This is a genomic window from Haloferax sp. ATB1, from assembly GCF_000730175.1.
In genome coordinates, this window is the sequence record NZ_JPES01000030.1 from 1 (window position 1) to 24,972 (window position 24,972).

The following is a 24,972-nucleotide window of genomic DNA, read 5'->3' on the forward strand; positions in this document are numbered from 1 at the left end:
CGCCCGAGCCGTCGGCGGACGCCCCCGTCGTCCCGGTCGGCGTCCAATCGCCCGACGCGGTCGGCTCCGAGTGTACGTCCGCCCCGTCTCCCCCGTCCCCCGAACCCGACGGCGTCCAGTCCCCGTCTCGCGCGGGCCTGTTTTTCGCCGCCGCCTCGCCCCGGCCGCTCGGGGTCCAATCGCCGGCTTCGCCGTTGCTGTCGCCGTCGTCGGTGTCGGCTGCGCCGTCGGTCTCGTCCCAGTCGCCCGAACTCGCGGCGACCCACGCGCGCTCGTCGTCGCCCAGTCCGCGGACCTGCGAGGAGCGCCGGTCGAGGTCGTCGCCGGAGTTGAACGACCACGAAAGCGAGTGCCAGCGCCGAATCTTCGCCGCCACGCCGGGGTTCGTCCCCGCGGCGACGAGGTCGCGGTAGCACACCTCGCCGTCGACGATAGCGGCCGCGTCGATGTTCGCCCCGGCGAGGCACTCGGCGGTCGCCGGGCCGACGTATTTCAGGTCCTGTAGCTCGGTCGGGACGCCGTCGCTCGCGCGGTCGCCCCGCGGTCTGAGCAGGTGGGTCAGCGCCTCGTCGGGGTCCGATGGCCCCTCGTCCGGCCCGTTCGCCCGGTCCGTGCCCTCCTCGTCGCTCCGGTGCGCGTCCGAGACGGCTTCCCCTCCGTCCCCGCCCGCGTCGTCTTCGTCGTATCTGCCGGCGTCATTCACCCCAATCACCGTTGCATATCCCCATTCTTGCGCCCGACTTGAGTCTTCCCGTGACAGTCACGAGTCTGTCACTATTCCGAACGCATCGGCAAGTTTTACCTCCCCACCTCGCGCAGACCCGGACATGTACGATACCGAAGATATCGACACGGTGGGCGTCGTCGGCGCGGGAACGATGGGCAACGGCATCGCGCAGGTGGCCGCGATGGCCGGCTACGACGTGGTCATGCGCGACCTCGAAACGGAGTACGTCGAACGCGGCCTGTCGGCCATCGACGACAGCCTCTCGCGGTTCGTCTCCAAGGAGAAACTGACCGAGGACGAGGCCGATGCGACGAAGGGGCGCGTCTCGGGGACGACCGAACTCGCGGACCTCGCGGACTGCGACCTCGTGGTCGAGGCGGCGGTCGAGAACATGGACGTCAAGCGCGAGGTCTTCGCCGACCTCGACGACATCGTGCCGGAGGGCGTCGTGCTGGCGACGAACACCAGCACGCTCTCCATCACGACCATCGCGGCCGCGACAGAGCGCCCCGAACTCGTCGTCGGCCTCCACTTCATGAACCCCGTACCGATTATGAAGGGCGTCGAGGTCGTCCGCGGCGAGAAGACCGACGACGAGGTCGTCGCGTTCGCCCACGACTTTTCGGAGGCCCTCGGCAAGGAGACGTGGGAGTCCGACGACAAGCCCGGCTTCGTCACCAACCGCATCCTCATGCCGTGGCTCAACGAGGCATCCGCGCCTACGACGAGGGCGTCGCCGAAAAGGAGGACATCGACCGCGGCATGACTCTCGGCACGAACGTCCCGATGGGGCCGCTCACCCTCGCGGACCACATCGGCCTCGACATCTGTCTGGACGCCTCCGAGACGCTGTTCGAGGAACTCGGCGACCGCTACAAGCCGGCGTACCTGCTCAAGCGCAAGGTCGCGGCGGGCGACCTCGGCAAGAAGACGGGCAAGGGCTTCTACGAGTACGACTAGGTACGACTGACGGCGCTTTCCGGCGGTCGCGGGCGTCTTCCACCGTGGGCCGCAAGGAGACGAAACTGTTGCCCCGCGAAGGGGAAGGCTATCAATCCTGAAACCCCGCGCGAACGCTTTTTATGCCGTCCCGCGTGAAACTCTCACAATGATTACGGTCGAGAACCTGCGGAAGACCTACGGCGACTTCCCCGCCGTCGTGGGAAGCGACTTCTCGGTCGAGTCGGGCGAGGTGTTCGGCATCGTCGGCCCCAACGGCGCGGGGAAGACGACGACGCTGAAGATGCTCGCCGGACTCGTCGAACCGACCGGCGGGTCGGCGTCGGTGCTCGGATACGACCCCGAGGAGCCGGCGATGCGGCGCAAACTCGGCTTTCTCCCCGAGGAGTCGCCGCTGTACGAGGACATGACGGCACGGTCGTATCTCCGATTCTTCGCCGACCTCTACGACGTGCCCCGAGACGTGGCCGACGAGCGAACCGGCGCGGTGCTCGACCGCCTCGACCTCGAATACCGCGACCGCCGACTCGGCGACATGTCGAAGGGGATGAAACGAAAGGTCGCCATCGCCCGGTCGCTCGTCAACGACCCCGACCTGCTCATCTACGACGAACCGGCCAGCGGCCTCGACCCGCTGACGACGAACGTCGTCCTGGAGTTCGTCCGCGAACTCCGCGACGAGGACAAGACCGTCGTCTTCAGCGCGCACAACCTCTTTCACGTCGAGTCCATCTGCGACCGCGTGGTCATCATGAACCGCGGGGAAATCATCGCCCGCGGGACGGTCCCCGAGATTCGCGCGGAACACGGCGAGACGACGTACCGCGTGTTCACGACCGTCCCGCTCGCGGAGACGCTCCCCGCGGACGACGAAGTCGACGGCGAGGAGCGCCACGTCGCGGTCGTCGACGAGATGGCGGCCGTCGAATCGCTCCGCGAGCGCGCCGAGGCCGCCGGCGGCCGCGTCGCCGACATCCGAACCGACGAGGCGTCCTTAGAGGACATCTTCCTCCGCCTCGCTCGCGAGGCCCCGACGACGAGCGAAGCCGAGGGCGGCCGCGGGGAGGCGGCTCCCGGTTCGCGCGGCGGCGACGAGCACGAACCGCGCGTCGTCGGAGGAAACAGCCAGTCGTGACCGACCTCAGAACGCGGCTCGTCGCACACGCCCGGACCGTCCTCCGAATCGCCCGCTGGGAGGTGTCGCGCTCGGCGGGGACGCTCGACCGCCGAACCGCCGTCATCGGTCTCGTCGACGTCCCCGTCGCTCGGCGGGATGGCGGGCCTCTTCGGCGGCGACACCAGCGGGTCGCCGGCGAGCATCAGCCCGCCGTTCCCGTTCGCCTCGCTCGTCCTCGCGTTCGCCTTCCTCGTGCCGATGAACTTCGTGATTCAGGCCTACGGGTCGAGCGTCCTCAACGAGCGCATCAACCGCCGCGGCGAACTGCTCCTCGTCGCGCCCATCTCGCCGGGCGACATCGTCGCCGGCAAGACGCTCCCGTACCTGCTCGGCACGGTCGCTATCACCGTCGCCATCGCGGCGGCGGTCGGCGGGGGCGTCGTCTCGGTGGCCGCGGTCGTCCCCATCGGCCTCCTGTTTCTCGCGTCGACGTTCGTCGGCGCGATGTTCGCCCGCTCGTTCAAGGAACTCACGTTCGTCACGGTGACGGTGTCCGTGTTCCTGACGACGTACACGTTCGTCCCGGCCATCTTCACGAACGTCACGCCCATCGCGCTCATCTCGCCGTTGACGCTCGTCGTCCGCGACCTCGCGGGCGAGTCGATTCCGCTCGGCGAGTTCCTGTTTTCGGTCGGGCCGATTCTCCTCGCCGCGGGCGTGTTGTTCCTCCTCGGCGTCGGCGTCTACCGCGAGGAGGACATGTTCACCCAGCGGCCGGTCCCGCTGAAGTTTCTCGACGCGCTCGACAGCCGAATCTCGCGGGCGCGCTCCGTGGCGACCCTGTCGGCGCTGTCGATTCCGTTCGTCTTCATCGCCGAACTGCTGGCCATCGCGGTGCTGTTCGTCCTCCCGGTGGACCTGACCGTCCCGATGATTCTGCTCGCGGTCGCGGTCATCGAGGAGTTGGCCAAGAGCCTCCACGTCCTCGCGGCCTTCGAGAAGGCGCGCTTTTCCCGGACGCTCCGGTCGTCGCTCGTCCTCGGCGGGCTCTCGGGGCTCGGCTTCTTCGTCGGCGAGAAGTTCACCGCCATCGCCCAACTCGCCGGGTTGCAGTCGCTCACCCTCGGACAGACCGCCTTCGCGCCCTCCGGCGTCGGTATCGCCGACGGCACCGGCGTGAGCGCCCTCGTCGTCCTCGGGCTGTTCCTCGCGCCGCTGGCGCTCCACGCGGTGACCGCCAGCGTGACCGCCCTCGGGGCGAGTCGGGGGGCGCTCGGCCTACGGTGTCGCGCTCGTGGGTGCCATCGTGATTCACCTCGTCTACAACCTCCAGGTGGTGAACGCCCTTGGGTAGCCCGCGACTCGCCATCGCCCGGCGCGAACTCGGCAGTCTCCGCAAGGAAAAGACCATCGTGCTGGCGCTGGCCATCCAGCTGTTCGTCGCGGCGTTCTCGTCGTTCCTCGTCGTCGGGCTCGTCTCGCTGTACGACCCCGGTTCGGCGAGCTATCAGGTGGACGTGGCCGTCACGGGCGACGAGGAGGCGGTCGAGGACCTGCTGCGCGCCGTCGGAACCGAAGACGGACTCAGCGGGCGGCCGTACGCCTCCTCGTCGGACGCGCTGACGGCGTTCCAACAGCGGGAGGTCGATGCCGTCTTAGAGGCGTCCACGGGCGAGGACGGCAGGATACGAGTCGCGGCGGTCGCGCCCGATACGGGCGTGGAGACGACGGCGGTCGTCACCCGCCTCCGCGACGCGCTCCGCGAACTGGAGCGCAACGAGCGCGCGGAGCGGAGCGCGTTCCTCGCCACGGACCCGCTTTCCCTCCCGCCGGCGGCGGAGTCGAGCCCGTACTTCGGCTTCACCTACACGGTGCTCGTCCCGCTGTTGTTGTTCCTGCCCGTGTTCATCTCCGGGTCGCTGGTGGTCGATTCGCTCACGGAGGAGGTCGCCCGCGGGACGCTCGAACTCCTGCGGGTCGCGCCCGTGAGCTTCGCGGCCGTCGTGGACGGAAAGCTCCTCGCGGCCGGCGGGCTGGCCCCGGTGCAGGCCATCGCGTGGATGTTCCTCCTCCAACTGAACGGGACGGCCATCGAGAGCGTGCCGTGGCTGTTCGGCATGGTCGCCGGGCTCTCGGCCGTCGTCGTCACCCTCGGCGCGGCGGTGGCGATTACCTCGCCCGACCGCCGGGTCGCCCAACTCCTGTACTCCATCGGCGTGCTCCTCGTCTTCGCGGGCACGTCGCTTCTGCCCCTGAACCCCGCGAACACGGCCGCGCGACTGGCGCTCGGAACCGCGGGCGTCGGCGCGAAGGCCACCGTCGCGGGGCTGGTCTTCGTCGGCGTCGTCGCGCTCGTGGGCCTCCGAATCCTCGTCGACCGCGTGGACCCGAACGAACTCGGCTGAGGCTGTCGCCCCGTTTTCCGACCCCCGTGCGTTCGGGCTCCGCCGACACCGCACCGGAAGTCGTACAAGCCCCGAGTCCGAGAGGCGACACATGCCACTCGGAGGAACCGCGAAGAAGCTCCAGAAGGTCGCAGAGATGGCCGAAGACGTGTACAAGAAGCTCAACGAACTGCGCGAGCAGGTCGTCGAGGTCCGCGAGACGGTCAACGAGACGAAGTCGCGCGTCGACCGGCTCGAAGCCGAGAACGCCGAACAGCGGGCGATTCTCGAAGCCATCGCGGAGGAACAGGGCGTCGACCTCGACGCCGCAATCGCGCAGGCGCACATCTCCGAGGCCGAGGAGGACGCGGCCGGAGACGAGACTGAGACCGTCGCCGACGCCGCGTCTGAGTCCGACGCCGCCACGTCGAGCGACGCCGCCACCGACGAGGCGTAACCCGACCCAACACCCGTCTCCGTTCCCGTCTGTATCTTCGTCGCTCTCCGCGCTCTTTCGGTCTCGCACTACCGCGCACAGCCTCGGCCTCCCGAGGGGTCCGTCTTCGGCCGGCACGAAACACCCCGACGGGGGCCCGGCCCTCGACGGGCGACAACGGGATGAAAACGTTCAGGGTACGGGGCAACTTTTGCCCAGGTATGACCACGCACCGCGAACCCCTCGACTCGGTGCTCGACGCCGTCGGCGAGACGCCGCTCGTCAGAGTCCACGCGTCGCCCGACGAGGTGCCCGTCTACGCGAAGCTCGAATCGTTCAACCCGGGCGCGAGCGTCAAGGACCGCATCGGGAAGTACATGCTCGAACGGATGCTCGAATCGGGCGAACTCCCCGAGGGCGGAACCATCGTCGAGCCGACCGCCGGCAACACCGGCATCGGCTTCGCCGTCGCGGCCGGGCAGCTCGGCATCCGCGCGGTGTTCGTCGTCCCCGAGCGGTTCAGCGTGGAAAAGCAGACGCTCATGCGCGCGCTCGGAGCCGACGTGGTGAACACGCCCACCGCCGACGGGATGGGCGGCGCTATCGACCGCGCGCACAAGCTCGCCGACGAACTCGACGACGCCGTCGTCCCCCAGCAGTTCTCCAACCCGCTCAACCCCGAGGCGCACTACGAGACGACCGCGCCCGAGATATACGACGCGCTCGACGACGAGGTCGGCGCGCTCGTCGCCGGTTGCGGCACCGCGGGCACGCTCATGGGAGTGGCGCGCTACGGCCGCGAGCGCAACGAAGACACGTTCGTCACCGCGGTCGAACCCGAGGGGTCGCTCTACGCACAGCTCCACGGCCGCGACGTGGCGGAGGCGTCGTACAAGACCGAGGGCATCGGCACGCACGACCCCGCGACCAACGAGCTGTTCGACCCCGAACTGGTGGACGAAATCGTCCAAATCGGCGACCGCGACACCCACGCCGAGATGCAGCGCCTCGCCGCGGAGGAGGGTCACCTCGTCGCGTCGAGCGCCGCCGCCAACTCGCTGGCCGCAATCGACGTGGCCGAGCGCGCCGCCGCCGGCGACATCGACCTCCCGCACGACGCCGTCGTCACGGTCTTTCCCGACTCCTCGGAGCGATACCTCTCGAAGGGCGTCTACGGCGACTTCGAGTCGTGGGAAGGCTAGCGGAGACCGCCTCGAAGCCGGTCCCGGTCGATTCGCCGCGTCGCCGCCCGCTCAGGCGAGCCGCGAGTGCTCGACCTTGAAGCACCGGTCCTGAACGAACGAGAGCCCCGCCTCCTCGGCGCGGGCGGCCGCGTCGTCGTCGCGGATGCCGAGCTGGAGCCAGACCGCCTTCACGTCGCCCCGGTCGGCCGCGCGGTCGATTGCGGCGTCGACGATGTCGCCCGCCTCCTCGGACGGTCGGAACACGTCGACGATATCGACGTCTTCGTCCACGTCGGCGAGCGAGTCGTACGCCGTCTCGCCGAGAATCTCGTCGTGGAACGGGTTGATGGGGACGACGCGGTAGCCCTGTCTCTGTATGTACGACGGGACGTCGTGGGCAGGCTTTCCGGGCGTGGCCGAACAGCCGACGACCGCGACGGTCTCGGCGTCGAACAGCGCGCGGATGTCGTCGTCGCTGGTGATGGGCATACCTACGACGTGGCCGGCTTCGGATAAAAACGTCAGGCGGCTGTGCGACGCGGCCGCCGTCTCGACGCCCACAGTCGTCGTCTCGGCGGTCGCCGACGCGAGCGGAGCCGACTAGTGGTCGGCGATGCGGATGTCCGGCGGCGCGTCCTCGTGGGTCGTGATGATGCCGTCGAACAGCTGTTTGATGGTGTTCATCGTCCGGTCGTCGTGGGCGTCGGCGTCGATGGTGAACAGGCCGAGGCCGCCCACGCTCTGGATGCGGCCGGTGAACACGTGGAGGAACCTGAAGACGGTCTGGAGGTCGGCGTACATCAGGAGCGTCGACAGCGAGTGGAGCATGATGCGGTTCCCCGGAAGTCCACGGCCCTGGTAGTACTCCTGGAGAATCTCCGAGAGTTTGATTCCGATTCCGGTCATGTCGACCGGCGACGACGTGTAGCGGATTCGCTCGTCGTCGCGGACCTCGCCGACGCCCTGCTGTTTCGTGACGCAGTCGACGACCGCGACGGGTTTGCCCTCGTAGTCGAGTCGCTTGCCGAAGTCCGAGAGGATGCGGTCCGCGCCGTCTTTGGTGGTGACGATGACGGAGCCCTCGCCGGTTCGCGTCCCCTCCGCGAGGATGTCGAGCGCCAGCGAGCGCTTCCCGGTCAACGGCGGTCCGACGAGGAGGAGGTTCGTGCCCGGTTCGACCTCGACGTCGAGATCAGCGCCCAGGTTATACATGCAGGTACCTCGGCTCGATGTCGTCGACTCCGAGGAATGCACTCGCCTGACGCTTCCGCTCGCCGGGGGTCATCGGATAGTACGACCATACAGTGAGCCGGTAATATTCTTTTTGATTGGAGGATCGAACACTTCCGGTTCGTCGGGGTGTTCCCCGGGAACTGACCGGTCGCTCGGCCCCGGTGTTTATAAAAGTCCCCTCGCCGGTCCCATCGCCCGTCCGAGGATGAACGCGAACGCCGCGAGGAACATCCCGTGTTTGAGTCGACGCTGGGCCGCGGCGGGGTCACTGAACGACCGGGCGGCGGCGACGAGCATGAGCGCGTCGGCGGGGACGACCGCACCGAGGTACGCCAGTCCGAACTCGCCCCAGACGAACGGCACCGCGCTCGCGCCGACGGCGACCGCGAGGACGGCCGCACCCAGCCACAGCGACGCCGCCTCGCCGACAACGATGGGGAGCGTCCGAAGCCCCTCGGCTCTGTCGCCGTCGATGTCTTCGACGTCTTTGACGATTTCGCGGGTCAGCGTCGCCAGCGCGGCGAGCACGCAGAGGACGGCCGCGCCCAACGGCTCGCCGATGGCCGCGCCGCCGAACAGGAACGTCGAGCCGGTGAGCGCGGCGACGACGACGTTGCCGACGCCGGGGAGGCCCTTGAAGAACTCCGTGTACGCGAGGAGCGCGACGAGATTGACCACGGCGATGGCGATGGCGACGACCGGCAACACGAGCGCCGAGACGACCGCGCCGCCGAACAGCGCGACGCTGAACCACTTGGCCTCGGCGGCGCTCACCGCCCCGCGAGGAATCGGCCGGTCGGGCCGGTTGATGCGGTCGATTTCGCGGTCGAAGTAGTCGTTGATGGCGTTACCCGCTCCCGTGGCGAACACGGTGGCGAGCATCGCTGCGACGACGACGACCGCGTCGCTGGGGGTCGCCCCCGCGACGAACGCCCCGGTGAACGTGAGCACGCCCGCGGCGACGGCGTTTCCCGGTCGGGTGAGTTCGACGAACCCGCGCGCCCGCGCTCCGAGAGACATACCCCGTACTGTTCGGAGGTCGGGTATAAATCGCGCGGAGTCGCCGCCTCGAATCAATCCATTTAAAACAATCCACGACTGACGAAGTTGTGTAGGGCGCTTAGCTCAGTCTGGACAGAGTGCTTGGCTTCGGACCAAGTTGCCGTGGGTTCAAATCCTGCAGCGCCCATCCAAAATTTGGGGCCTTCGAGGCCGAAATTAAAAGACCGAGAGACGGCTCCACGCCGTCGATATCGGCCAAATCGGGCGTTTCTCAAAATCGGCGAGAAAATTATTCCCTCAGCTCCCATGCAACGGGTCGCCGTCGTCGGGCGAAATTAGAAGCCAAGAGGGGTGCATGATAGATGTCTCACGTTCGTCGCGAGAGACATCTATGGCGGTACGTCGAGTACCGGTGTGGGAGCTGTCACGAGTGGTGTCTCGTCGATCACTCGACGCGCGCGGCGAAGATGCGCGAGTGCAAAGACTGCGCGCGCATTCCCGCCATCGAGGACGAGATTCGGGACCATCGTCTCACCTCGCTGTTGTGGGCGCACCAGCTGGCCGAGGAAACCACCGCAAGGACCGGAACAGCGGAGGGCGGGTCCCAGTCCGCCCGGAGCGGCCGGAAGCAGGGGCTTGCCCCTGACCCGGAAGGCGGTCCGCATGAGGCCGGCGGCCGCCGGCCGAAAACGAGCGGCGGTAAGGCCCAGTGCCGTCTGAGCGATTTTATCCGCACAGACGGGGGTAACGGTGAGTAGCGAGGGCACCCCCGCATCCGGCGGGCGCGACTCACCAGCCGACGGTGTGGCCTCTCGGCCTTCCAAGGAGACTAACTCTGTAGAGCCGTCTACCGCCGGTTCTCCAGCAGAGGACAACTACGACGAACGAGTCCACGAACGCGTACTGGAGTTCACCGAGAAATACCCTGAACTGGCCGAAACGCCGGTGTGCGAAACACACGGTCGAAAACTCCGGCGCATCGTGACCGAAGCGGACTGGCGCGATACGTACGTAGAGGCAGAAGACCCGATGGAAAACGGGTTCTACGTGACGGAGTTGGAGAAACGCCGGGCGGCGACGTGGGCGGACGCGTTGAGCGCGTTTCTCACCTCGCACGTCGACTACAAAGGACTGCTCGCGCGCTTCGCGAACGACGACGGCGATGAGTTCGAACTCCCGCTGACCGACGCGTGGGGCGAGACGTACTCGCGCAAGCAGTACGCTCGCGCGCTCGCGCTCCAGCGACAGATGGGCGGCGGTGAACGGCCGTCCGGCGGCGAAGCAGTCGCGGCGTGGGGCTCGCCCGCGACCGCGATGCTCACCTTCACCGCTTCGTCCGTACCGAACGGGGAGCGACTGCCGCCGGTCGAACACACCGACGCGCTCCACGACGCGTTTTCGTACGATGGCGTGCGCGACACACTCCGTAACACGATGGAGTATCATCTCGGTCTCGACGCCGACGAGTGGGGTTACTGGCTCCAAGCAGAACCGCACGGAATGGGTGGCGACGGAAGCGGAATGAACGCGTGCTACTCGCATCTGCACGTAGGCGTCTACTTCGATGCGGCTGACCTCGACCTCGAAGCGGTTGGCCCGGAGTTTGAACGGGTGATAGACAAACACGTCGCGGAGTGCGAATACGCCTCGTTCAGTGCCCACGACTACAGAAATACGGACTACTTGAATGACTCCGACGGGTGCATCTCGCTGAACGCCGGCGTCGAAAATATGGGTTCGTACCTCGCCGCGTACATGGGTGGCTATACGGAGGAATTGCTGGACAAGCCGGTCGAATACCTCGCGTGGGGCGCAATCTACTGGTCAGCGGCTCGACGCCGAACCTCTCGGTCAAAAATTGTCACGGAAGCCATCAAAGCCGATGCGTGCGAACAGCGTGCGGAATCTAGCGAGTCGAACCAGACCGACGCACACGGTGAGTCCGTCGTATGGAACGACGGGCGCGGCCCCGACGTAGTGTGCACGTGCTGTAACTCCGGCTGGGCCATCGACCAGGAACGGCTCGACGAACCAGTATCTGATGACGATCTCTCCGAAGCCCTCGCGGATGGTGGCGAGTCGGACGCCTCGCGTTCGGAACGCTCGTTGGCTGAACGCTGGCCGAGCGCTAAAGCGGCAGTGAGTGTCGGTGAATCGCCGACGAAGACGCGGATACGGAAGCGTGTGGAAACGGAACTGAAGTACAGCGACGAGACGCCTTCGGTGGCGTCGATGCTCGGCCGGAACATGATTGACCCGAAGCACGCCGAGTTCGTCGAATCGGTGATGCACGGCGAGGACGACTCCGAACCGGAATCGTTCCGCCGGGTATCGCTCTCGTCTGAGTGGCGACTGGAAGCGATTATCGACCGCGACGGCGAGGAGCACCTGCCCGGAGGCGGCGGCGTCGACATGGCCCCGCTGAAGCTACCACTCCAGCGGGTTCTGCAAGAGACGCGGCTCCAGTACGACCTACAGAAAGGCGAAATGTGGCGCTGCACGGAGTGTAACTTCGGTATCTACAACAAACACCAGATGGCCCGGCACTTGGTCGAAGGTCACGGCCTCGACCGACCGGAGAGTGCCGACCACGTCCTGCACGTTGAGGACTACTTCGACAAAGACCGCGAGTGTATGCGGCATCCTGCTCACGATTCATATGAATCTAAGTCCAAATCATATGATTCTGTGGCACTGTCTAGTTAAGCCAGTTTGAGGAACGAGCAGGTCATTGAGTGAATTGGTCATGACGCTCGCAGACCTGCTCAGCGAGTGCTTTGCGGTGGATTTAGAAGAAACTTGGGAGCGTGAGCGGACGGCAACGCCCGTTAGGGCGTTCGCCGTCCAGCTCCACGCGACCGGTTGTTCACTCAGAGAGACAAAAGAAATTCTTCGATTACTCGGCGTTGAACGCTCCCACCAAGCGGTTTGGCAATGGGTACATCGGCTGGCTGACAGCGGTCACAACCCGCCTGAGGCGAAGCCGAAGAGGGTTGCGGTCGACGAGACCGCTGTCAAAATCAATGGCGAGTGGTCTTGGTTGTACGCTGCAATAGACATCGAGACAAAGCTGATTCTTGACGTCGAATTGTTTGGACGACATGGTACCGACCCGGCTGCTGCGTTTCTCCATCGACTTTCCGAGAAACACGATCTCTCAGACACTGTGTTTCTCGTTGATGGCTACGGCTATCAGACTGCCCTCTCTCGATTAGGATTGAGCGGTCGGCTGGACTACGTTGAGCGAAACCTCATCGAAAAGTGGTTTCACACCCTCAAAATGCGAGTCGACCGCTTCCATAATTCGTGGGTGGGCAGTCACGGAAGCGTCCGCGAATGGTTCATACAATTTGTGCAATACTACAATTTTCAGAGACCGCATCAAGCGCTCGATGGGCGAACACCGGTTGAGGAGGTCACTAACTAGACGGTGCCTCATCAACTGTTACCTCGCGGGTTCGACAGTACGTGAACGACTCCCCAGAAGCTGTGCTCCCTGAGCCAGCGATGAGCTTGGCTTGACGTCTGGGTCGTTCCCCTGAGCCAGTAATTCCTCTCGAACACGTGGCTCGAAGTCCTCCTTTAGTTGCGCGAGCGTTACCATATCTACCATTATCTCTCACACACGTTTAATGGCCAGCCAGCGGTCAAGTGAGATATGACCCGGAACTTACGAGCGGAACTGATTGACGAATTTTTCGATTCCAGAACCCCGCCGTCTGCCGTTCAACGATCAGACCGGTCGCGTGCAAACACACAGAATGAATACAAACCAAGGGACGGGAGGGGGATGATTGGAGGAGGTTTTCGTGTCATCTTCGTCCCGTAGCAACGATGATTGAACGTGAATTAGACCTTCAGTTTGTGGAAATCGGTGACGATGAGGCGCCCTTTGCGACAGCTGTTCGCCTGGGAGTTATGCCAAGCGATTGTGGGTCTATCATAGTAGCCTTGTAGTCTTGCTGCGATTATTGAGTTGGTCTTCTTGTAGCTGAGGAGGGTCACAGAACTCGACGAGTGTACTGGACTGGGCGAATCACTAAGACTACTTGTGGACTTTGTTATTGTATGCCACGCTGCCCAAATTGTGGTAATCGAGTCAAGGAGGAGCACTCCTACTGCGGACAATGTGGGTATCCGCTTGCTGCAGTTGACGATGATGCAGATAAAATTCCTCCAGCGGGGACGGCGGCAAGTCGTCAAGGCTTCCTTAGCGGGCGTTCCCTCCAGTATTTAGTTGATGTGCGGAATGGGGAACAAGTACTGGATCCAGAGACAGTGGGCTACTCGAATCTATCGCGGGATGTGGGTGCTGGACTAGCTGACTTTGCGAAAGTTGCGCTGATTTCTGATGTCAACCTACTCGCTCTTGTTCTTGACAATAGTAGTGATGCTGATGTCCTAAGTGAGGATGTCGATCAGCTCAATCGGTGGCAGGCCCAGGAACGAATGATGTGGATGGGACTGCTACAGGTGCCGAAATTGTACGACCGAGCATTCGGGACGGAATGGGATGACGAGTTCTCGGAACGATTAGAAGAGCTCTCGGGTAAGGCTGTGGAATTCTTCGAGGAGGAGCGAGACCGTTCATAGTGGAGACAATTAGGCGAGAAGCCGCAGAGTTCGCTGTCCCAACAAAGACATACACGATGTCGACTCTGGTGGCTGTTTAACAAGGTACTGGTGTGGCCAAGTATTTGTTCCTCTGTCCGTGCGATGGGTTTTGTGTAATCAGAATACTGCACTCGTATTGAACGCAGATTCTTGCGCCGAAACCGCCGTACTTCACGCGTTACCGTTCTGTTAGTTGTCATCTTCTGCGCTCAACTGTTCCGGTTCGCGCCAATTGTCAATGGATCCTATGTAATCGGCAGACAGTGTTACGAAGAGGAGTGACTTCTTGGCGGAAATCCGGAGGAGTACCACCCATTTAGTGGAAAATATTGCCTGTATAACCTGCCGAAGGCTAACTGCATTAAGTGGGTGGTTATTCTGCTGAGTTGATGACCGACCGGCGTGACGATGTAGAGTTCGTAAAGGAACGCCTCTCTGAGGATCCCACAGAGGAATTTCTAGAGCAGATAGCCTCTACCGTCGTCGATCAGATGGCGGATTCGTTTCCTGAACTCACACGCAAGTCACGCCCGATGAACGAGGTCTTGGATGAGTTTCGGGGAAACAAACTAGAAGAAGTGAGCTCGACAGGCCAGTATAAGCGGAAAATAGACTACCTTCAGACATATCTCGAAGACGAGGCGGATATCGAATCGACTGATAACCTCACGAGCGAGGACGTTGAGCGATACGATAAATGGCGGAAGTATGAGTCCCTGTCTCGGGACGAACCGTTAGCGGACACTACGCTTAGCGACGATATGTATCTCTTCCGCGAGTTCATTCAATACCTGATCGAACATAGAATGGCTCCGGTTCGCTTCGAGAAGTGTGTCGAAATCCCCGAAATAGACTATGCCGGAGGCGAGGGTGTCGACGAGAAGAAACTTGATCCAGAGATTGCGAAAGCGGCGCTGGACTACCTTCGAAAATACGAGTACGCCGATATAGAGCATGTTTCAATGGAGTTGATGTGTCAGTCTGGCCCGCGGAAAGCTGGATTGATCGGCCGTGATATATCTGATTTCGACTATGAAGAGCGGGTTCTCCAGTACGAAACCGACGAGACGACACCGTTGAAGAACGACGAGAGTAGCGAACGAGAGATTACTCTCTACGGGAATGTTCCCGAGATCATTCGGGACTACCTTGAAGATCAGCGACCGCCCGCTACTGACGAAGAGGGGAGAGAACCGTTGCTTACGAAGGGGGACGGGAGAATGAGTCCGTCGACGCTACAGAAGATTGCCTACAAATGGACTCGACCGTGCATGGTCGGATTAGACTGTCCGCATGACCGTGACTCCGAGGAATGCGAAGCGGCACAGAAGAACAACTCCGCCTTCAAGTGCCCAAGTAGTCGAGCTCCGCATCACATCCGAGGCGGGTATATTACCGACCAGAAGAATAGAGGGGTCTCTGCGGAGGCTATTGAGCAGCGCTGTGACGTAACGCCACGCGTCCAGAAGTTACACTACGATCTCCCGGACGACGCTGAAGAACGCGAACGCTTCGAGGACGAATTCCGAAACGCCGACGACGATCCGGACTCTGGGTTCAATCACAACTGACAACGGATCTCATCGGCGATGGACCGTAGTGGATGAGCAAATCAGGTAGATTTGAGTATTCTATGATCTCACGTCGTTGGTAAATGACTAAGGGTGTGGGATATTTCGCCTTTAGTATGACTCGACTCGGTTCTTGGGACCCTTCTAATATTCCAAGCCTCAGTCAGCCATTCACTCTGTTCGGCACGCTTCTTTTTCTCGTGCTTTTGACTACGGTTATCCTATGGTATTTCAAGTTCTTTCTCCCACCTTGGAACTCCATCCGGTTGAGGGCCACCATCGGGAACCTACTCAGCACAGGATGGATTTCATTTCGGAAAAGAGGAACCCATGCCTATCTTTCGATATTCGGGAAAAATGGACTTCTGACAGGCCCTGCTTTTGCTCTTCTCATTCTTGGAATATCTGTCTGGTTATTGCCAGAGACAAATCTTGGGGAGAATGTTCCAAGTCAGTTATTGAGTCTTCAAGTCGGGTTGACTGGGGCAGGAACTATTGTGATCGTCTTTCTGATTGAACGAATTGCGTCTCGTGACCTTGGAAGGAACATCCTCAATTTGTTCTTGGCTCGGAGTAAGGTTATTCCATTTGTCGGGTTTCTCCTTTCTGCTATTGGAGCGAATGCGGCGATTGTCCATATCGTAGACGCTCCACGATCTGTAGAAACTACGGGGGTTATTTTGCTGTCTGCTGCATCACTAGTCGCCATTGGAGTATTCTATTGGTTGACGATCTCGTTGTTACTCGGTCATCCGTTTCGTGAACTATTGGCGTCAAGGTTGCAGTTACAGGTCAGACAAAGAATCCATCGAGAACGACTTCGTGCAGCAGCAGATGAACTCGTTACGTCTCTCTCTGGGATTGGAGTTGGTCAGTTCACAGGATCTCGACGGTTTCTGGACAGCACTACACTATTTACTGGAGCAGATATGGATGGTGGTAATGCAGACGGTTATTTATCAGATATAAATTCCAAGAATGTTAAATCCCTCACAACTCAAAATTGGGCTGAGAATGGTGGACAAGGGGATGTCCAGATCTCGGTTCAAATCGGAGATAGAATCAAGCCGAATACTACTTTGGTACAGATTGGAAACAGCGATGGAAAGTCCATCGACTCAGTCAAACTCTCTAAGATATTCAAGGTCTCAAAAAATCCAGTCTGGGGAACTGATGACGAAGAGTTTGCCAATTCCCGCAGCCAACTTCGACAATTAGCTTTTGAAGCGATTCAAGAAGGGAACGAACCCCGATTTAAATCGATTTGTGAAATATACGAAGAATTAGTAAAAACATATTACGAGGATGTCAGTGAAGAAGGAGACTGGAACTGGTCATTAAGTACAGATCCAATTGGTCCCTTTTATAACGATCTGCAAGAAATCCATGATCATACAATTGAGTTAGAAAAACCTGACTTTCGAACAGTTGTCATTGATACAATTGCGGCGACGGGTTTTCGGTGGAGGGAAGCTCGTCTGTATTCTCCTGTGAGTAATGCGCTAACACGATTGCGTTCTTGTTACGTTCGCTCACCTAGCGAAACCCCTCACTTGGAGTACCCTCTCTTATCCTTCCGCGAAATATTACTTGGGACAGATGTTACTAACGCAGATTCGCTGACGGAGTTTGAACACCTTTATCGGTATAATCAGAAATCGCTTGAGGAGCTTGAATGGCTCCTAAAGAATTCGCTGGAAAAAGAAACAACATTAGGATTTAAGCGTTGTTGGAATCTGACTAAGGAATATTATTCTTCCGAGAGAGAGTCTGCCATCAGGAGCGAAATCAACTGGATAAGGAGCAGTGAAGATCCAGTACAGGAGGAGCCATCACCCGATGTTCGAATTGACGTTCTAGAGGCTATCCAAGAACGATTTCCACAAGCGATTATCGATAGACAACGACTGCTGTTTACCGCAGCGTCTGCTCTCTTCCACTATTATACAGAAAACAATCTCTCAGAGAGCACATTCAATGATATAAGAGATGATGCCGTGATGGAGTATTTTGATTCAGTTGAGGTTGTAGTTGATAGTTATACCGCCATCTTTTCTGGGCCAAATGACCCGCTCAAATTAGAACGGTGGGGAGATATGTTTGGTCCAGACGACTTTGGCGGCGCGAAAGCAGTTCAAATGACGGTGGGAGACTGGATTTTAGACGGTTACTGCTTACTTCTATTGTCTAATATCAAAGAGGACTGGTTGAAGGACAGTGGGAACTTACCTTCTGAGAATCCTATTCCATCAGAAGGTCCTATCATCCAACGTGAGGAGGAGATCATAAACCGACTGGAAGAGATTTCCGATCAATATGACCTGGATGATTTGTTTGAGGGAATGAATAATGTGAACGAGCGGATATCTCTGGCACGCGCATTTCATGAACTAGCTGCAGAACAGGCTGAGGATGAAGAAAGGCAACGTATCGCCGATTCAGACATATGCCAACAGAATATAAGTACGTATAAATCTCAATTTAGGAACGGGTTTGAAAACCGAGTATCTCTTCGGAGTGCATGTATCAACGCGGGAATAATTGATGGGGATGATTCCATTGAAAATGATCCTCAAATACAAAGAATTCAGTGGAAGAGCATTCTTTCAAAGCGGCAATTCGTTGATGGATTCGGTCAAATTCAGCGAGATAATGCCACGCGAGATGGAACACATTTCGCCGAAAAAGTTCGCACACCTTTAGTTTCAGCTCTCCGACCAACCTTTGATGAAGTTGATCTTGGAAGTGTTGAAGAAGTACTAGCAGAAATCGAATATCAAATAAGAAATAACGATGATATTATAGCAGTCGTCCTCGGCGATCTCGATATCGAAGGGGAACTTTGGCAACGAGACACGTTTGAAGGAGATAGGGGTGGTGCAGTTGGGAACCTACTTGACATCCCAGTATATAGCGATTCATACAAGGAATTTGATGCCGCAATCATATCATCAGCAGAAACTCCTACGCTCTATGAACAATACGAAGACGACGGTGAAATACCGATTATTCACGTTCTGGAGATTGATCCTGCCAAAGTCGCAGATCAAGCGAGTTTGAATCCTGAACAAAGAGTTCTGTTGGAAGTAGATTACAGATACAAACCAAAAGCAGAAACACAAAATGGAATATTCTATCATTTGCGGCCATCTGAGAACGAAGAATAATATTATAACTTGAATTTCAATATTCGATTTCGTCACACAAATAATAATTATAGGGTGTTTCGCTGCTGACACCTCGCGGTTTAAATGTTATCTAAATATTCCCTCCGCTGTTCCATCTTCTCACGTTCCGTGCGTCGGTCGTAGTGCTGTTCGATCACTCGTTGACTGACGTTTGCCCGATCACTAACCACCTTGTCGGGCATGTCGCTGTTAAGCGAGTGCGTGATGCTTCCGCGGCGAATTGCGTGTGGACTCACGCTTGATGGGCAGCGGTAGGCAGTGTCGCGTTCGAGTGCCGAACACTCACCGATGTCTCGGTCGTGTGGGCACTCGGCGCTGTAGGTACAGGGCCGAGTCCATCGATAGACGTACGCTCGAAGCGTTGTCTTGTTCGTACGGCCCTCACGCGACGCGAGTAGCGGCTCTCGTCCGTACTCGTCAGTGACTGATGGTCGCTTCTCGGCTAGCCAGTCGTCGAGCACGTCGCAGAGGTGGTCTGAAAGCGCAACCATCCGTTCGCCCTTCCCCTGGTTCTTAATCGGCGTCCCCGATTCTGGTCGATGACGAACCTTCACACACTGGTCGTCTGGATCATAGTCGTCAACGTCCAGCGCATGCACGCCACCGACACGCATCATCGTGTGCCACATCAGTGCGATTGCGACGTGCTGGATGCTCGCGTATTCGTACTTCTCCAGATGGGCGAGTACCTTCGAGGCACTGTCGCTGTCCAGCATCACGTCTCGGGAGTTCTCGTCAGGGGTGATCGACGGAGACAATACCTTCTGACTCAGGTCTTGTTCTACGCCGTCGATTGATTCCAGCCATCGGATGAATACGCGGAGCGTGTCCATCTGGGTTTTCTCACTGACCTTATTCAGATCGCCGTCTTCGCGCCGCCAGAGCCGATACCGGTGGAGTTGGCGACCGGTGAGCGTGTTGAGATTCTCAATCTCCTTCTCATCACACCAGCGGACGAAGTGACCGAGACGGTATTTATGCCCTTTCAGAGAGGCCTCCGAGAGCTCGTTCTCCTTGTCTGCAAGGTACAATTCAAGTGCGGATTCTGCGTCGATTGGTTCGAGACTCATAGTTAGTCTTCTACAGTCAAGCGAATCCCACGAGTTCCGGTTACTACCCGTTCCGAACCAACGGCTACAACGCCCGTAATCGCCAAAAGGAAGGGTTGTCACGCCGCGTGACCAAGGCCTGCAGCGCCCATGATTCTTCCGCGAACAACGTGAGCGGAGACCCATCTCCGCGACGGAGTTGAACTAGCGAGCGAGTGCGATTCAAATCCTCGACGTTGACGAGCTCGCTACTGCGACAAAAAGTCAGTAGCTGTAACTCCGCGAGAACGGTCAGTCGCCTTGTTCCCTCGGCACGACCCGGACCGTCGCCGAGCGCGCGCGGTCGCTAATCATCGCGCTCAGATACGAACTCCCCTCGTACTTCTCTCGGTAGGCGTCGTCGATGCGGTCGTTTATCGGTCCGTCGACCGCCTCGAAGGCGACCGCTTTGGTCTCGTCGTTGACTTCGATTCGCCCCGCGTTCTCCCGGACGGCGGCCTGATACCAACTGGAGTCTCGGCCGTTGTAGGCGCGCACGTACAGACCGTCGTCGACGCGAACGGACCAGACTCGGGTCGGCGTGCCGTACGTCTCGCCGTCCTCGCGGAACGGCGCGACGTACAGGTCGTTGGGGGCCGCGATTTCGCGCAGTTCGGCGTCGTCCCACGCGGTCATCGGCGAACCTCCTCGTCTGTCCCACAGCGGCGGAGACGGGAACGGTGGGCGCTCGCACCCACCCGTCGCTGTTCGCGTGCAGTGGTCGCCCTGCGACAGCAGTCGGCTCTTTTTCCCGCGGGTCGAATCGGTCTCGTCGCCATGACTAGGATAACGACGGTAAATCGCTTGAGGGTACTGCTGTACGAAAAGCCCGTTTAAATAGCCGTCCGGGGATCAGAACGCGTCGATGACGGGCGATATCGACACGCGACCGCGACGAGTTAGTTCGACGCAGACTCGTCGTCGCCGGGCGTGAGGATAATCTTCCCGCGGGCGTGTTTCTCCTCGCTCAGTCGGTGGGCCTCCCGCGCTTCGGAGAGCGGCAACACCGTGTCGAGCGTCACCGAGACGGTGCCGTCTGCGAGTAGTTCGGTGATGGCTTCGAACCAGTCTCCGTTCCAGCGGACGTTCGTCATGATCGCTTCGACGCCCTGTTCGTCCGCCAGTTCCTGTTGCTCGGGGGTCGGCGGGCTCGGGAGCTTGTCGATGACACCGCCTTCCTTCAGGATTTCGAGGGACCGGTCGAACGTCTCTCCGCCGACGCCGTCGATCACTCCGTCGACCGGGTCGAGCACCGCTTCGAAGCGCTGCTCGCGGTAGTTGACGAACTCGTCGACGCCGAGCTCTCGGAGGTACTCCTCGTTCGACCCCGAGGCGGTGCCGATGACGTGGAGGTCCCGCTCCCGTGCGAACTGGACGGCGAAGTGACCCACACCGCCGGCCGCGGCGTGGATGAGAACGCGGTCGCCGGCGTCTACATCGACCGCCTCCAGCGCCTGCCACGCGGTCAGCGCCGCCATCGGGACGCCGGCCGCTTCCTCGAAGCTGAGCGACGCCGGTTTCCGCACGAGCTCGTCTTCCGGCGCGGTGACGGCTTCGGCGTACGTGCCGCCGCCGTACTCGAACTCGACGAGACCGAACACCTCGTCGCCACCCTCCAGGCCGCTCACGTCGGAACCGACGGCGTCGACGACGCCGGCGGCGTCCCAACCGACCGTCCACGGGAGTTCGTCGCGCTCGACGAGGCCTTTCCGCGTCATCCAGTCGACCGGGTTCACGCCGGCGGCGCGCACCCGCACGCGCACTTCGTCGGGGGCCGGTTCCGGCTCGTCTACGTCTTCGTACCGGAGGACATCCGGGCTACCGTACTCGTGAATACGTACTGCTTTCATGGGTGGGACGTACCTCAATGGAGGCGCAGAAGCTCCCTGAACTCGGCGCTATCTACAAAGTAGATTTAAATACTGACGCGTGTCGTCCGCCACCCGGGCGGCCACCGCGCGGCTCCGAGACGGCGGCCGGGTCGCAAACGAGCCGCCGGTGGCGGAGTTAGGGCTGGGCCGGGTTCAGTTTCGGTCGCGGCGGTAGGTTAGCGCTCCGACGCCGGGCCGTACTCCTCGTCGCTGACGTGTTCTAACCAGGAGACGGCCTCGCCGTCCTGTTCTTCCTGGATGGCGATGTGAGTCATCGCGTTTTCGGGCGTCGCGCCGTGCCAGTGCTTTTCGCCCGGCGGGAACCAGACCACGTCGCCCGCGCGAATCTGTTTGATCTCTCCGCCTTCGCGTTGGACGAGGCCGCATCCGCTCGTCACGATTAGTCGCTGGCCGAGGGGGTGTGTGTGCCACGCGGTGCGAGCGCCCGGCTCGAACGTGACGCTCGCCGCGGCCGCGCGGGCCTCCCCCTGGGCGTCGAACAGGGGGTCGATGCGGGTGTCCCCCGTGAAGAACTCTTCGGGACCTTCGACGGATGGGTTCGTGCCGGCTTCGGTGATTTCCATGGTAGACTCACCCGTCAGTTGTGCGTCGTACGACTTGGTTTCGATGCTATCTAGAAGGGGCGTTTAAACGCGGTCGTCAGTTCGACGTTCCGGCCGTCAGCACACGAAGACAGACTCGCCGTTATCTGCTGACCGTGTTGACCTGCGCCTGCGAGCCGAGCGCGGAGGTGAGAAGCTGACGCTCGCCGCGGCGGAGGAGACTCGACATCGACGGTTGCGAGATGTCCATCTCCTGGGCGAGCTCTTCGGTCGAAACCTGCCGCGGGCTCTCGTAGTACCCCCGAGAGATTGCGAGCGTCAGCGCCTCCTGTTGGCGGTCGGTCAGCCCGTACTGCGATGACTCGTCGCGTTCCCGCGGGTTCTGCGTGATGGAGATGAGTTCGATGGAGATGCCGTACTCCTCACAGCGGGTCCGCATCCCGTTGAACGCGTTGTAGTTCTGAAAGAGCTTCTTTTCGTACCACCCCTCCGGCGTGACGACCGTCCGCTCCATCTGGGTCGCGGTGAACCGCTCGGGGGCGAACGCTTCCGAGACGACGTCGTCGAGTTCGATAGTGGTCTGGAAGACGTCTTTGCCGCTCGCGCGGCCGAGCGTGTCGACGGCGACGACTTCGTCGAACGCGAGGAGGTCGGCTTCGGACACGCCCGCGTCGGGCTCGACGTAGACCATGAAGACGCGGGAGTTCCCCTCGTGACAGAGCCCGTGTACGCACTCGATTTGGTTCGACGGGACCGATTGTGCGAGACTGACGAACGGCAGGGCAGACGAGCGAATAACGATCTCTGTAGTGATAGTCACGAGACCGAAATAGGCTCTGTTCGAAGATAACTGTCCGGGTGTGTCCCGGTTGGGACCGACCGTCTCGCGTCCCAACGGGGCGTCACTCGCTGGAACGCACGTCGGACTGACGGTGCTTCGACGGCTCGTCTCGGAGGTTCACCCTCACGTTCCAAGCTCGCTTCCCCGACGGACTTCACAACCCAAACTCGCGCCGCGCCGAACCCCCGATTCTGCTAGGCACAACCCAGTTAGGGATGGCTCCCCTCATATCCAACCACATGGACCGGACCGAATACGCGATCCTCACGGCCATCGCGCTCGCGACGGTTGGGCTCGGCGTGTTCACGACGCAACAGCCGCTCGGGACGTTCCTCGTCGAGAGCGCCCGAGAGGCGCTTTCGACCACCGCGGCCATGGCGTGGGTGACGTGGTGGGCGCTCGTCGTCGGCTTCGCCATCGCCGGCGGCGTCGAGGCGTGGACCTCCGGCGAGGAGGTCTCGGAGCTACTGGAGGGCCACGGTCCCCGCGAAATCGGCTACGGCTCGCTGTTCGGCTTCGTCTCCTCGTCGTGTTCCTACAGCGCCATCGCCACCGCGAAGAACCTGTTCAAGAAGGGCGGGTCGGCGGCGGCGACGCTCGGAGCGTTCATGTTCGCCTCGACCAACCTCGTCATCGAAATCGGCGCGGTCATCTGGATTCTGCTCGGCTGGCAGTTCCTCGTGGCCGACATCCTCGGCGGGTTCATGCTCATCGGGCTGATGGCGTTCGGCTTCGTCTACCTCGTTCCCGACGAGGTGGTCGAACAGGCCCGACAGAACGTCCAAGACGAGGGAAGCGAGACCGTCCGCGACCCCGTCTGCGGGATGGAGGTGAATCCCGACGAGACGGAGTACTCCGTCGAACACGACGGGCGGACGTTCTACTTCTGTTCGAAGTCGTGCAAGGAGAGCTTCGACCCCGAGGCGGCCAACACGACGATTCGGGAGCGGGCCACGTCGCTGTCGGGGTGGAAGGCGCTCGCCGACAAGCAGTGGAAAGAGTGGGGGATGCTCTGGGACGAAATCGCCATCGGCTTCGTCTTCGCCGGCCTCATCGCCGGGTTCATCCCCGAGGCGGTGTGGACCTCGGTGTTCTCGGGGCCGACGTTCGGCCTGCCGGTGTACGTCTTCTGGACCGCGGTCCTCGGGGCCGTCATCGGCGTCGCCACCTTCGTCTGCTCGGTGGGGAACGTCCCGTTCGGGGCGGTGCTGTTCTCGAACGGGCTGCCGTTCGGGAGCGTCCTGAGCTACATCTACGCCGACCTCATCGTCCCGCCCATCATGGACGCCTACCGCGAGTACTACGGGACGAAGTTCGCGGCGATGCTCTCGGGGATGATATTCGTCGCGGCGGTGCTGACCGGCGTGGTCATCCACTTCGTCTTCCTCGGCGCGGGGCTCATCCCGTCGCCCGAGAGCGTCCAAATCGCGGAGGTGAGCATCGAGGCGGACTACAAACTCGTGTTGAACGTGTTCGCCACCGGCCTGTTCGGCGTCCTCTACTGGCTCCACCGCTCGGACTCGGTCGGAAACGAGGGACACGGCGGCCACGGCGAGGCGGCGCAGGCCGGCGACTGAACCGGGGACTCGACGCTCGGCGTGCGACGCGCAAAAAAACGAAGCCGGGTTCCTCGGACCCGCCGAAGCGTCTCAGGCTTACGCTTCGAGGTGTTCGATGCCCTGCTTCGAGACGTTCGCCCGGGTGACGTAGTCGTCCATCCACTCGGGTGCGTCGTCGTCTTTCTCCTCGGTCCACGCCCACCCCTCGTAGACGTGGACCCGGTCGGTCCCGCGCTCGCGGAGCCTGAGCGTCGCCTTCCCGTCGATGTCGTCGGGGCTCGCGGCGGGGTGGAGCCGCCGGGCGGCTTTCAGCGCCGCCTGCCGGGGATACGTTCCGCTGAACACGCTCGTCTCCTCGCCGTCTTCGACGAGGACGAAGTTTCGCTTGCCGTCTTCTCGTACCATGCGTGACCATACCACGCACTCCGAATTAGTAGTTCGTGTCGCCGAGAGTCACAGCTCGGCTTCGAACGGGGCCGACAGCACCGACTCAGACCGCGGTCACAACAGCGCGTCGAGTCGCGCCCGGTGGAAGTCGACCGCGGCCGACCCGGTCCGCTCGGGGTAGCCGGGGCGGGTCACTTCACCCGCCGAATCGACCGCCGAGCGGACGACGGCGGCGACCCGATAGGCC

General features: G+C 61.1%; 22 protein-coding genes, 1 tRNA gene and 3 pseudogenes. 15 read left to right on the plus strand and 11 right to left on the minus strand.

The features are described from left to right. On the minus strand, positions 1-703 hold a 703-nt coding region (locus ATB1_RS04670), incomplete at its 3' end, for a hypothetical protein (protein ID WP_042662473.1). A gap of 124 nt (positions 704-827) precedes the next feature. Between ATB1_RS04670 and ATB1_RS04675 the strand changes: the two are divergent. The 6 genes and pseudogenes from ATB1_RS04675 to ATB1_RS04700 all read left to right on the plus strand — a co-directional run bounded on the left by ATB1_RS04675 (position 828) and on the right by ATB1_RS04700 (position 6,826). Then, positions 828-1,687 (plus strand): annotated as a pseudogene (locus ATB1_RS04675) (3-hydroxyacyl-CoA dehydrogenase family protein). Positions 1,688-1,835: 148 nt separating this feature from the next. Beyond that, on the plus strand, positions 1,836-2,822 hold the full coding sequence (locus ATB1_RS04680; protein ID WP_042662474.1) for an ABC transporter ATP-binding protein: 987 nt from the start codon (positions 1,836-1,838) through the stop codon (positions 2,820-2,822). Positions 2,823-2,939: 117 nt separating this feature from the next. Continuing rightward, a pseudogene (locus ATB1_RS24045) lies at positions 2,940-4,158 on the plus strand (PrsW family intramembrane metalloprotease); the annotation flags it as partial. Beyond that, positions 4,151-5,209 carry an ABC transporter permease gene (locus tag ATB1_RS04690; protein WP_042662475.1) on the plus strand — a complete coding sequence of 353 codons (1,059 nt, stop codon included), beginning with the start codon at positions 4,151-4,153 and terminating at the stop codon, positions 5,207-5,209. The pseudogene ATB1_RS24045 and the gene ATB1_RS04690, both read left to right, overlap by 8 nt. Positions 5,210-5,300: 91 nt before the next feature. After that, positions 5,301-5,645: a DUF5798 family protein gene (locus tag ATB1_RS04695; protein WP_042662476.1), complete on the plus strand. Its 345-nt coding sequence runs from the start codon at positions 5,301-5,303 to the stop codon at positions 5,643-5,645. 200 nt (positions 5,646-5,845) lie between these two features. Next, positions 5,846-6,826 (plus strand): PLP-dependent cysteine synthase family protein, encoded by a 981-nt coding sequence (locus ATB1_RS04700; RefSeq protein ID WP_042662477.1) that lies wholly within the window; start codon positions 5,846-5,848, stop codon positions 6,824-6,826. Between the two features lie 51 nt (positions 6,827-6,877). Here ATB1_RS04700 and ATB1_RS04705 read toward each other — a convergent pair whose 3' ends face one another. After that, the gene (locus tag ATB1_RS04705; RefSeq protein WP_042662491.1) at positions 6,878-7,297 is read right to left on the minus strand and encodes a CoA-binding protein; all 420 of its coding nucleotides are present in this window, start codon (positions 7,295-7,297) and stop codon (positions 6,878-6,880) included. On the opposite strand from ATB1_RS04705, the gene ATB1_RS23790 reads away from it, so the two are divergent. Further along, a complete protein-coding gene (locus ATB1_RS23790) occupies positions 7,290-7,412 on the plus strand; it encodes a hypothetical protein (RefSeq protein WP_264371803.1) in 123 nt (40 codons plus the stop codon). The two genes, ATB1_RS04705 and ATB1_RS23790, sit on opposite strands and share 8 nt — an antisense overlap. Here ATB1_RS23790 and ATB1_RS04710 read toward each other — a convergent pair. After that, positions 7,409-8,020, minus strand: coding sequence for a recombinase RecA (locus tag ATB1_RS04710; RefSeq protein ID WP_042662478.1), 612 nt, complete (start codon positions 8,018-8,020; stop codon positions 7,409-7,411). The genes ATB1_RS23790 and ATB1_RS04710 overlap by 4 nt on opposite strands. A gap of 186 nt (positions 8,021-8,206) precedes the next feature. After that, entirely contained in the window at positions 8,207-9,061 is an 855-nt protein-coding gene (locus ATB1_RS04715) for a geranylgeranylglycerol-phosphate geranylgeranyltransferase (protein ID WP_042662479.1), read from the minus strand. Positions 9,062-9,155: 94 nt separating this feature from the next. Between ATB1_RS04715 and ATB1_RS04720 the strand changes: the two genes are divergently transcribed. The 7 genes from ATB1_RS04720 (at position 9,156) to ATB1_RS21370 (ending at position 18,395) form a co-directional block, all read left to right on the plus strand. Beyond that, positions 9,156-9,230, plus strand: a tRNA-Arg gene (locus ATB1_RS04720). Positions 9,231-9,405: 175 nt separating this feature from the next. Next, a complete protein-coding gene (locus tag ATB1_RS04725) occupies positions 9,406-9,801 on the plus strand; it encodes a hypothetical protein (RefSeq protein WP_241768064.1) in 396 nt (131 codons plus the stop codon). Further along, entirely contained in the window at positions 9,794-11,749 is a 1,956-nt protein-coding gene (locus ATB1_RS20315) for a hypothetical protein (RefSeq protein ID WP_241768065.1), read from the plus strand. The genes ATB1_RS04725 and ATB1_RS20315 overlap by 8 nt, the downstream gene beginning before the upstream one ends. Before the next feature lie 40 nt (positions 11,750-11,789). Further along, positions 11,790-12,470, plus strand: coding sequence for an IS6 family transposase (locus ATB1_RS04735; protein WP_042662481.1), 681 nt, complete (start codon positions 11,790-11,792; stop codon positions 12,468-12,470). Between the two features lie 641 nt (positions 12,471-13,111). After that, positions 13,112-13,636 carry a zinc ribbon domain-containing protein gene (locus ATB1_RS21365; protein ID WP_128081388.1) on the plus strand — a complete coding sequence of 175 codons (525 nt, stop codon included), beginning with the start codon at positions 13,112-13,114 and terminating at the stop codon, positions 13,634-13,636. 410 nt (positions 13,637-14,046) lie between these two features. Further along, positions 14,047-15,228, plus strand: a complete 1,182-nt coding sequence (locus ATB1_RS19725; protein ID WP_128081389.1) for a hypothetical protein — start codon at positions 14,047-14,049, stop codon at positions 15,226-15,228. 116 nt (positions 15,229-15,344) lie between these two features. Next, positions 15,345-18,395 (plus strand): hypothetical protein, encoded by a 3,051-nt coding sequence (locus tag ATB1_RS21370; RefSeq protein WP_206742054.1) that lies wholly within the window; start codon positions 15,345-15,347, stop codon positions 18,393-18,395. 80 nt (positions 18,396-18,475) lie between these two features. Here ATB1_RS21370 and ATB1_RS04760 read toward each other — a convergent pair whose 3' ends face one another. The 5 genes from ATB1_RS04760 to ATB1_RS04780 form a co-directional block, all read right to left on the minus strand. Then, on the minus strand, positions 18,476-19,486 hold the full coding sequence (locus tag ATB1_RS04760; RefSeq protein ID WP_042662484.1) for a site-specific integrase: 1,011 nt from the start codon (positions 19,484-19,486) through the stop codon (positions 18,476-18,478). A gap of 270 nt (positions 19,487-19,756) precedes the next feature. Next, entirely contained in the window at positions 19,757-20,140 is a 384-nt protein-coding gene (locus ATB1_RS04765; RefSeq protein ID WP_042662485.1) for a DUF2255 family protein, read from the minus strand. A gap of 263 nt (positions 20,141-20,403) precedes the next feature. Continuing rightward, positions 20,404-21,354 (minus strand): NADP-dependent oxidoreductase, encoded by a 951-nt coding sequence (locus ATB1_RS04770; protein ID WP_042662486.1) that lies wholly within the window; start codon positions 21,352-21,354, stop codon positions 20,404-20,406. A 197-nt stretch (positions 21,355-21,551) separates the two neighbouring features. After that, on the minus strand, positions 21,552-21,959 hold the full coding sequence (locus tag ATB1_RS04775; RefSeq protein ID WP_042662487.1) for a cupin domain-containing protein: 408 nt from the start codon (positions 21,957-21,959) through the stop codon (positions 21,552-21,554). 121 nt (positions 21,960-22,080) lie between these two features. Continuing rightward, complete coding sequence (locus tag ATB1_RS04780) at positions 22,081-22,758, minus strand: helix-turn-helix domain-containing protein (protein ID WP_042662488.1); 678 nt, start codon at positions 22,756-22,758, stop codon at positions 22,081-22,083. Positions 22,759-23,018: 260 nt separating this feature from the next. On the opposite strand from ATB1_RS04780, the gene ATB1_RS04785 reads away from it, so the two are divergent. Beyond that, positions 23,019-24,356: a permease gene (locus ATB1_RS04785; protein WP_042662489.1), complete on the plus strand. Its 1,338-nt coding sequence runs from the start codon at positions 23,019-23,021 to the stop codon at positions 24,354-24,356. 78 nt (positions 24,357-24,434) lie between these two features. On the opposite strand, the gene ATB1_RS04790 is transcribed toward ATB1_RS04785, so the two are convergent. Further along, positions 24,435-24,743, minus strand: coding sequence for a non-histone chromosomal MC1 family protein (locus ATB1_RS04790; RefSeq protein ID WP_042662490.1), 309 nt, complete (start codon positions 24,741-24,743; stop codon positions 24,435-24,437). A gap of 96 nt (positions 24,744-24,839) precedes the next feature. Next, positions 24,840-24,972 (minus strand): annotated as a pseudogene (locus ATB1_RS24050) (phosphotransferase); the annotation flags it as partial.

What these genes read in the sequence shown, in the direction of transcription:
- ATB1_RS04695 (WP_042662476.1), top strand. Translation starts at nt 5,301, where the DNA reads ATGCCACTCGGAGGAACCGCGAAGAAGCTCCAGAAGGTCGCAGAGATG.
- ATB1_RS23790 (WP_264371803.1), top strand. Translation starts at nt 7,290, where the DNA reads ATGGGCATACCTACGACGTGGCCGGCTTCGGATAAAAACGTCAGGCGG.
- ATB1_RS19725 (WP_128081389.1), top strand. Translation starts at nt 14,047, where the DNA reads ATGACCGACCGGCGTGACGATGTAGAGTTCGTAAAGGAACGCCTCTCT.
- ATB1_RS04765 (WP_042662485.1), bottom strand. Translation starts at nt 20,140, where the DNA reads ATGACCGCGTGGGACGACGCCGAACTGCGCGAAATCGCGGCCCCCAAC.
- ATB1_RS04785 (WP_042662489.1), top strand. Translation starts at nt 23,019, where the DNA reads ATGGACCGGACCGAATACGCGATCCTCACGGCCATCGCGCTCGCGACG.
- ATB1_RS04710 (WP_042662478.1), bottom strand. Translation starts at nt 8,020, where the DNA reads ATGTATAACCTGGGCGCTGATCTCGACGTCGAGGTCGAACCGGGCACG.
- ATB1_RS04760 (WP_042662484.1), bottom strand. Translation starts at nt 19,486, where the DNA reads ATGAGTCTCGAACCAATCGACGCAGAATCCGCACTTGAATTGTACCTT.
- ATB1_RS21365 (WP_128081388.1), top strand. Translation starts at nt 13,112, where the DNA reads ATGCCACGCTGCCCAAATTGTGGTAATCGAGTCAAGGAGGAGCACTCC.
- ATB1_RS04790 (WP_042662490.1), bottom strand. Translation starts at nt 24,743, where the DNA reads ATGGTACGAGAAGACGGCAAGCGAAACTTCGTCCTCGTCGAAGACGGC.
- ATB1_RS04770 (WP_042662486.1), bottom strand. Translation starts at nt 21,354, where the DNA reads ATGAAAGCAGTACGTATTCACGAGTACGGTAGCCCGGATGTCCTCCGG.
- ATB1_RS04735 (WP_042662481.1), top strand. Translation starts at nt 11,790, where the DNA reads ATGACGCTCGCAGACCTGCTCAGCGAGTGCTTTGCGGTGGATTTAGAA.
- ATB1_RS04775 (WP_042662487.1), bottom strand. Translation starts at nt 21,959, where the DNA reads ATGGAAATCACCGAAGCCGGCACGAACCCATCCGTCGAAGGTCCCGAA.
- ATB1_RS04680 (WP_042662474.1), top strand. Translation starts at nt 1,836, where the DNA reads ATGATTACGGTCGAGAACCTGCGGAAGACCTACGGCGACTTCCCCGCC.
- ATB1_RS04715 (WP_042662479.1), bottom strand. Translation starts at nt 9,061, where the DNA reads ATGTCTCTCGGAGCGCGGGCGCGCGGGTTCGTCGAACTCACCCGACCG.
- ATB1_RS04705 (WP_042662491.1), bottom strand. Translation starts at nt 7,297, where the DNA reads ATGCCCATCACCAGCGACGACGACATCCGCGCGCTGTTCGACGCCGAG.
- ATB1_RS21370 (WP_206742054.1), top strand. Translation starts at nt 15,345, where the DNA reads ATGACTCGACTCGGTTCTTGGGACCCTTCTAATATTCCAAGCCTCAGT.
- ATB1_RS04725 (WP_241768064.1), top strand. Translation starts at nt 9,406, where the DNA reads ATGTCTCACGTTCGTCGCGAGAGACATCTATGGCGGTACGTCGAGTAC.
- ATB1_RS04700 (WP_042662477.1), top strand. Translation starts at nt 5,846, where the DNA reads ATGACCACGCACCGCGAACCCCTCGACTCGGTGCTCGACGCCGTCGGC.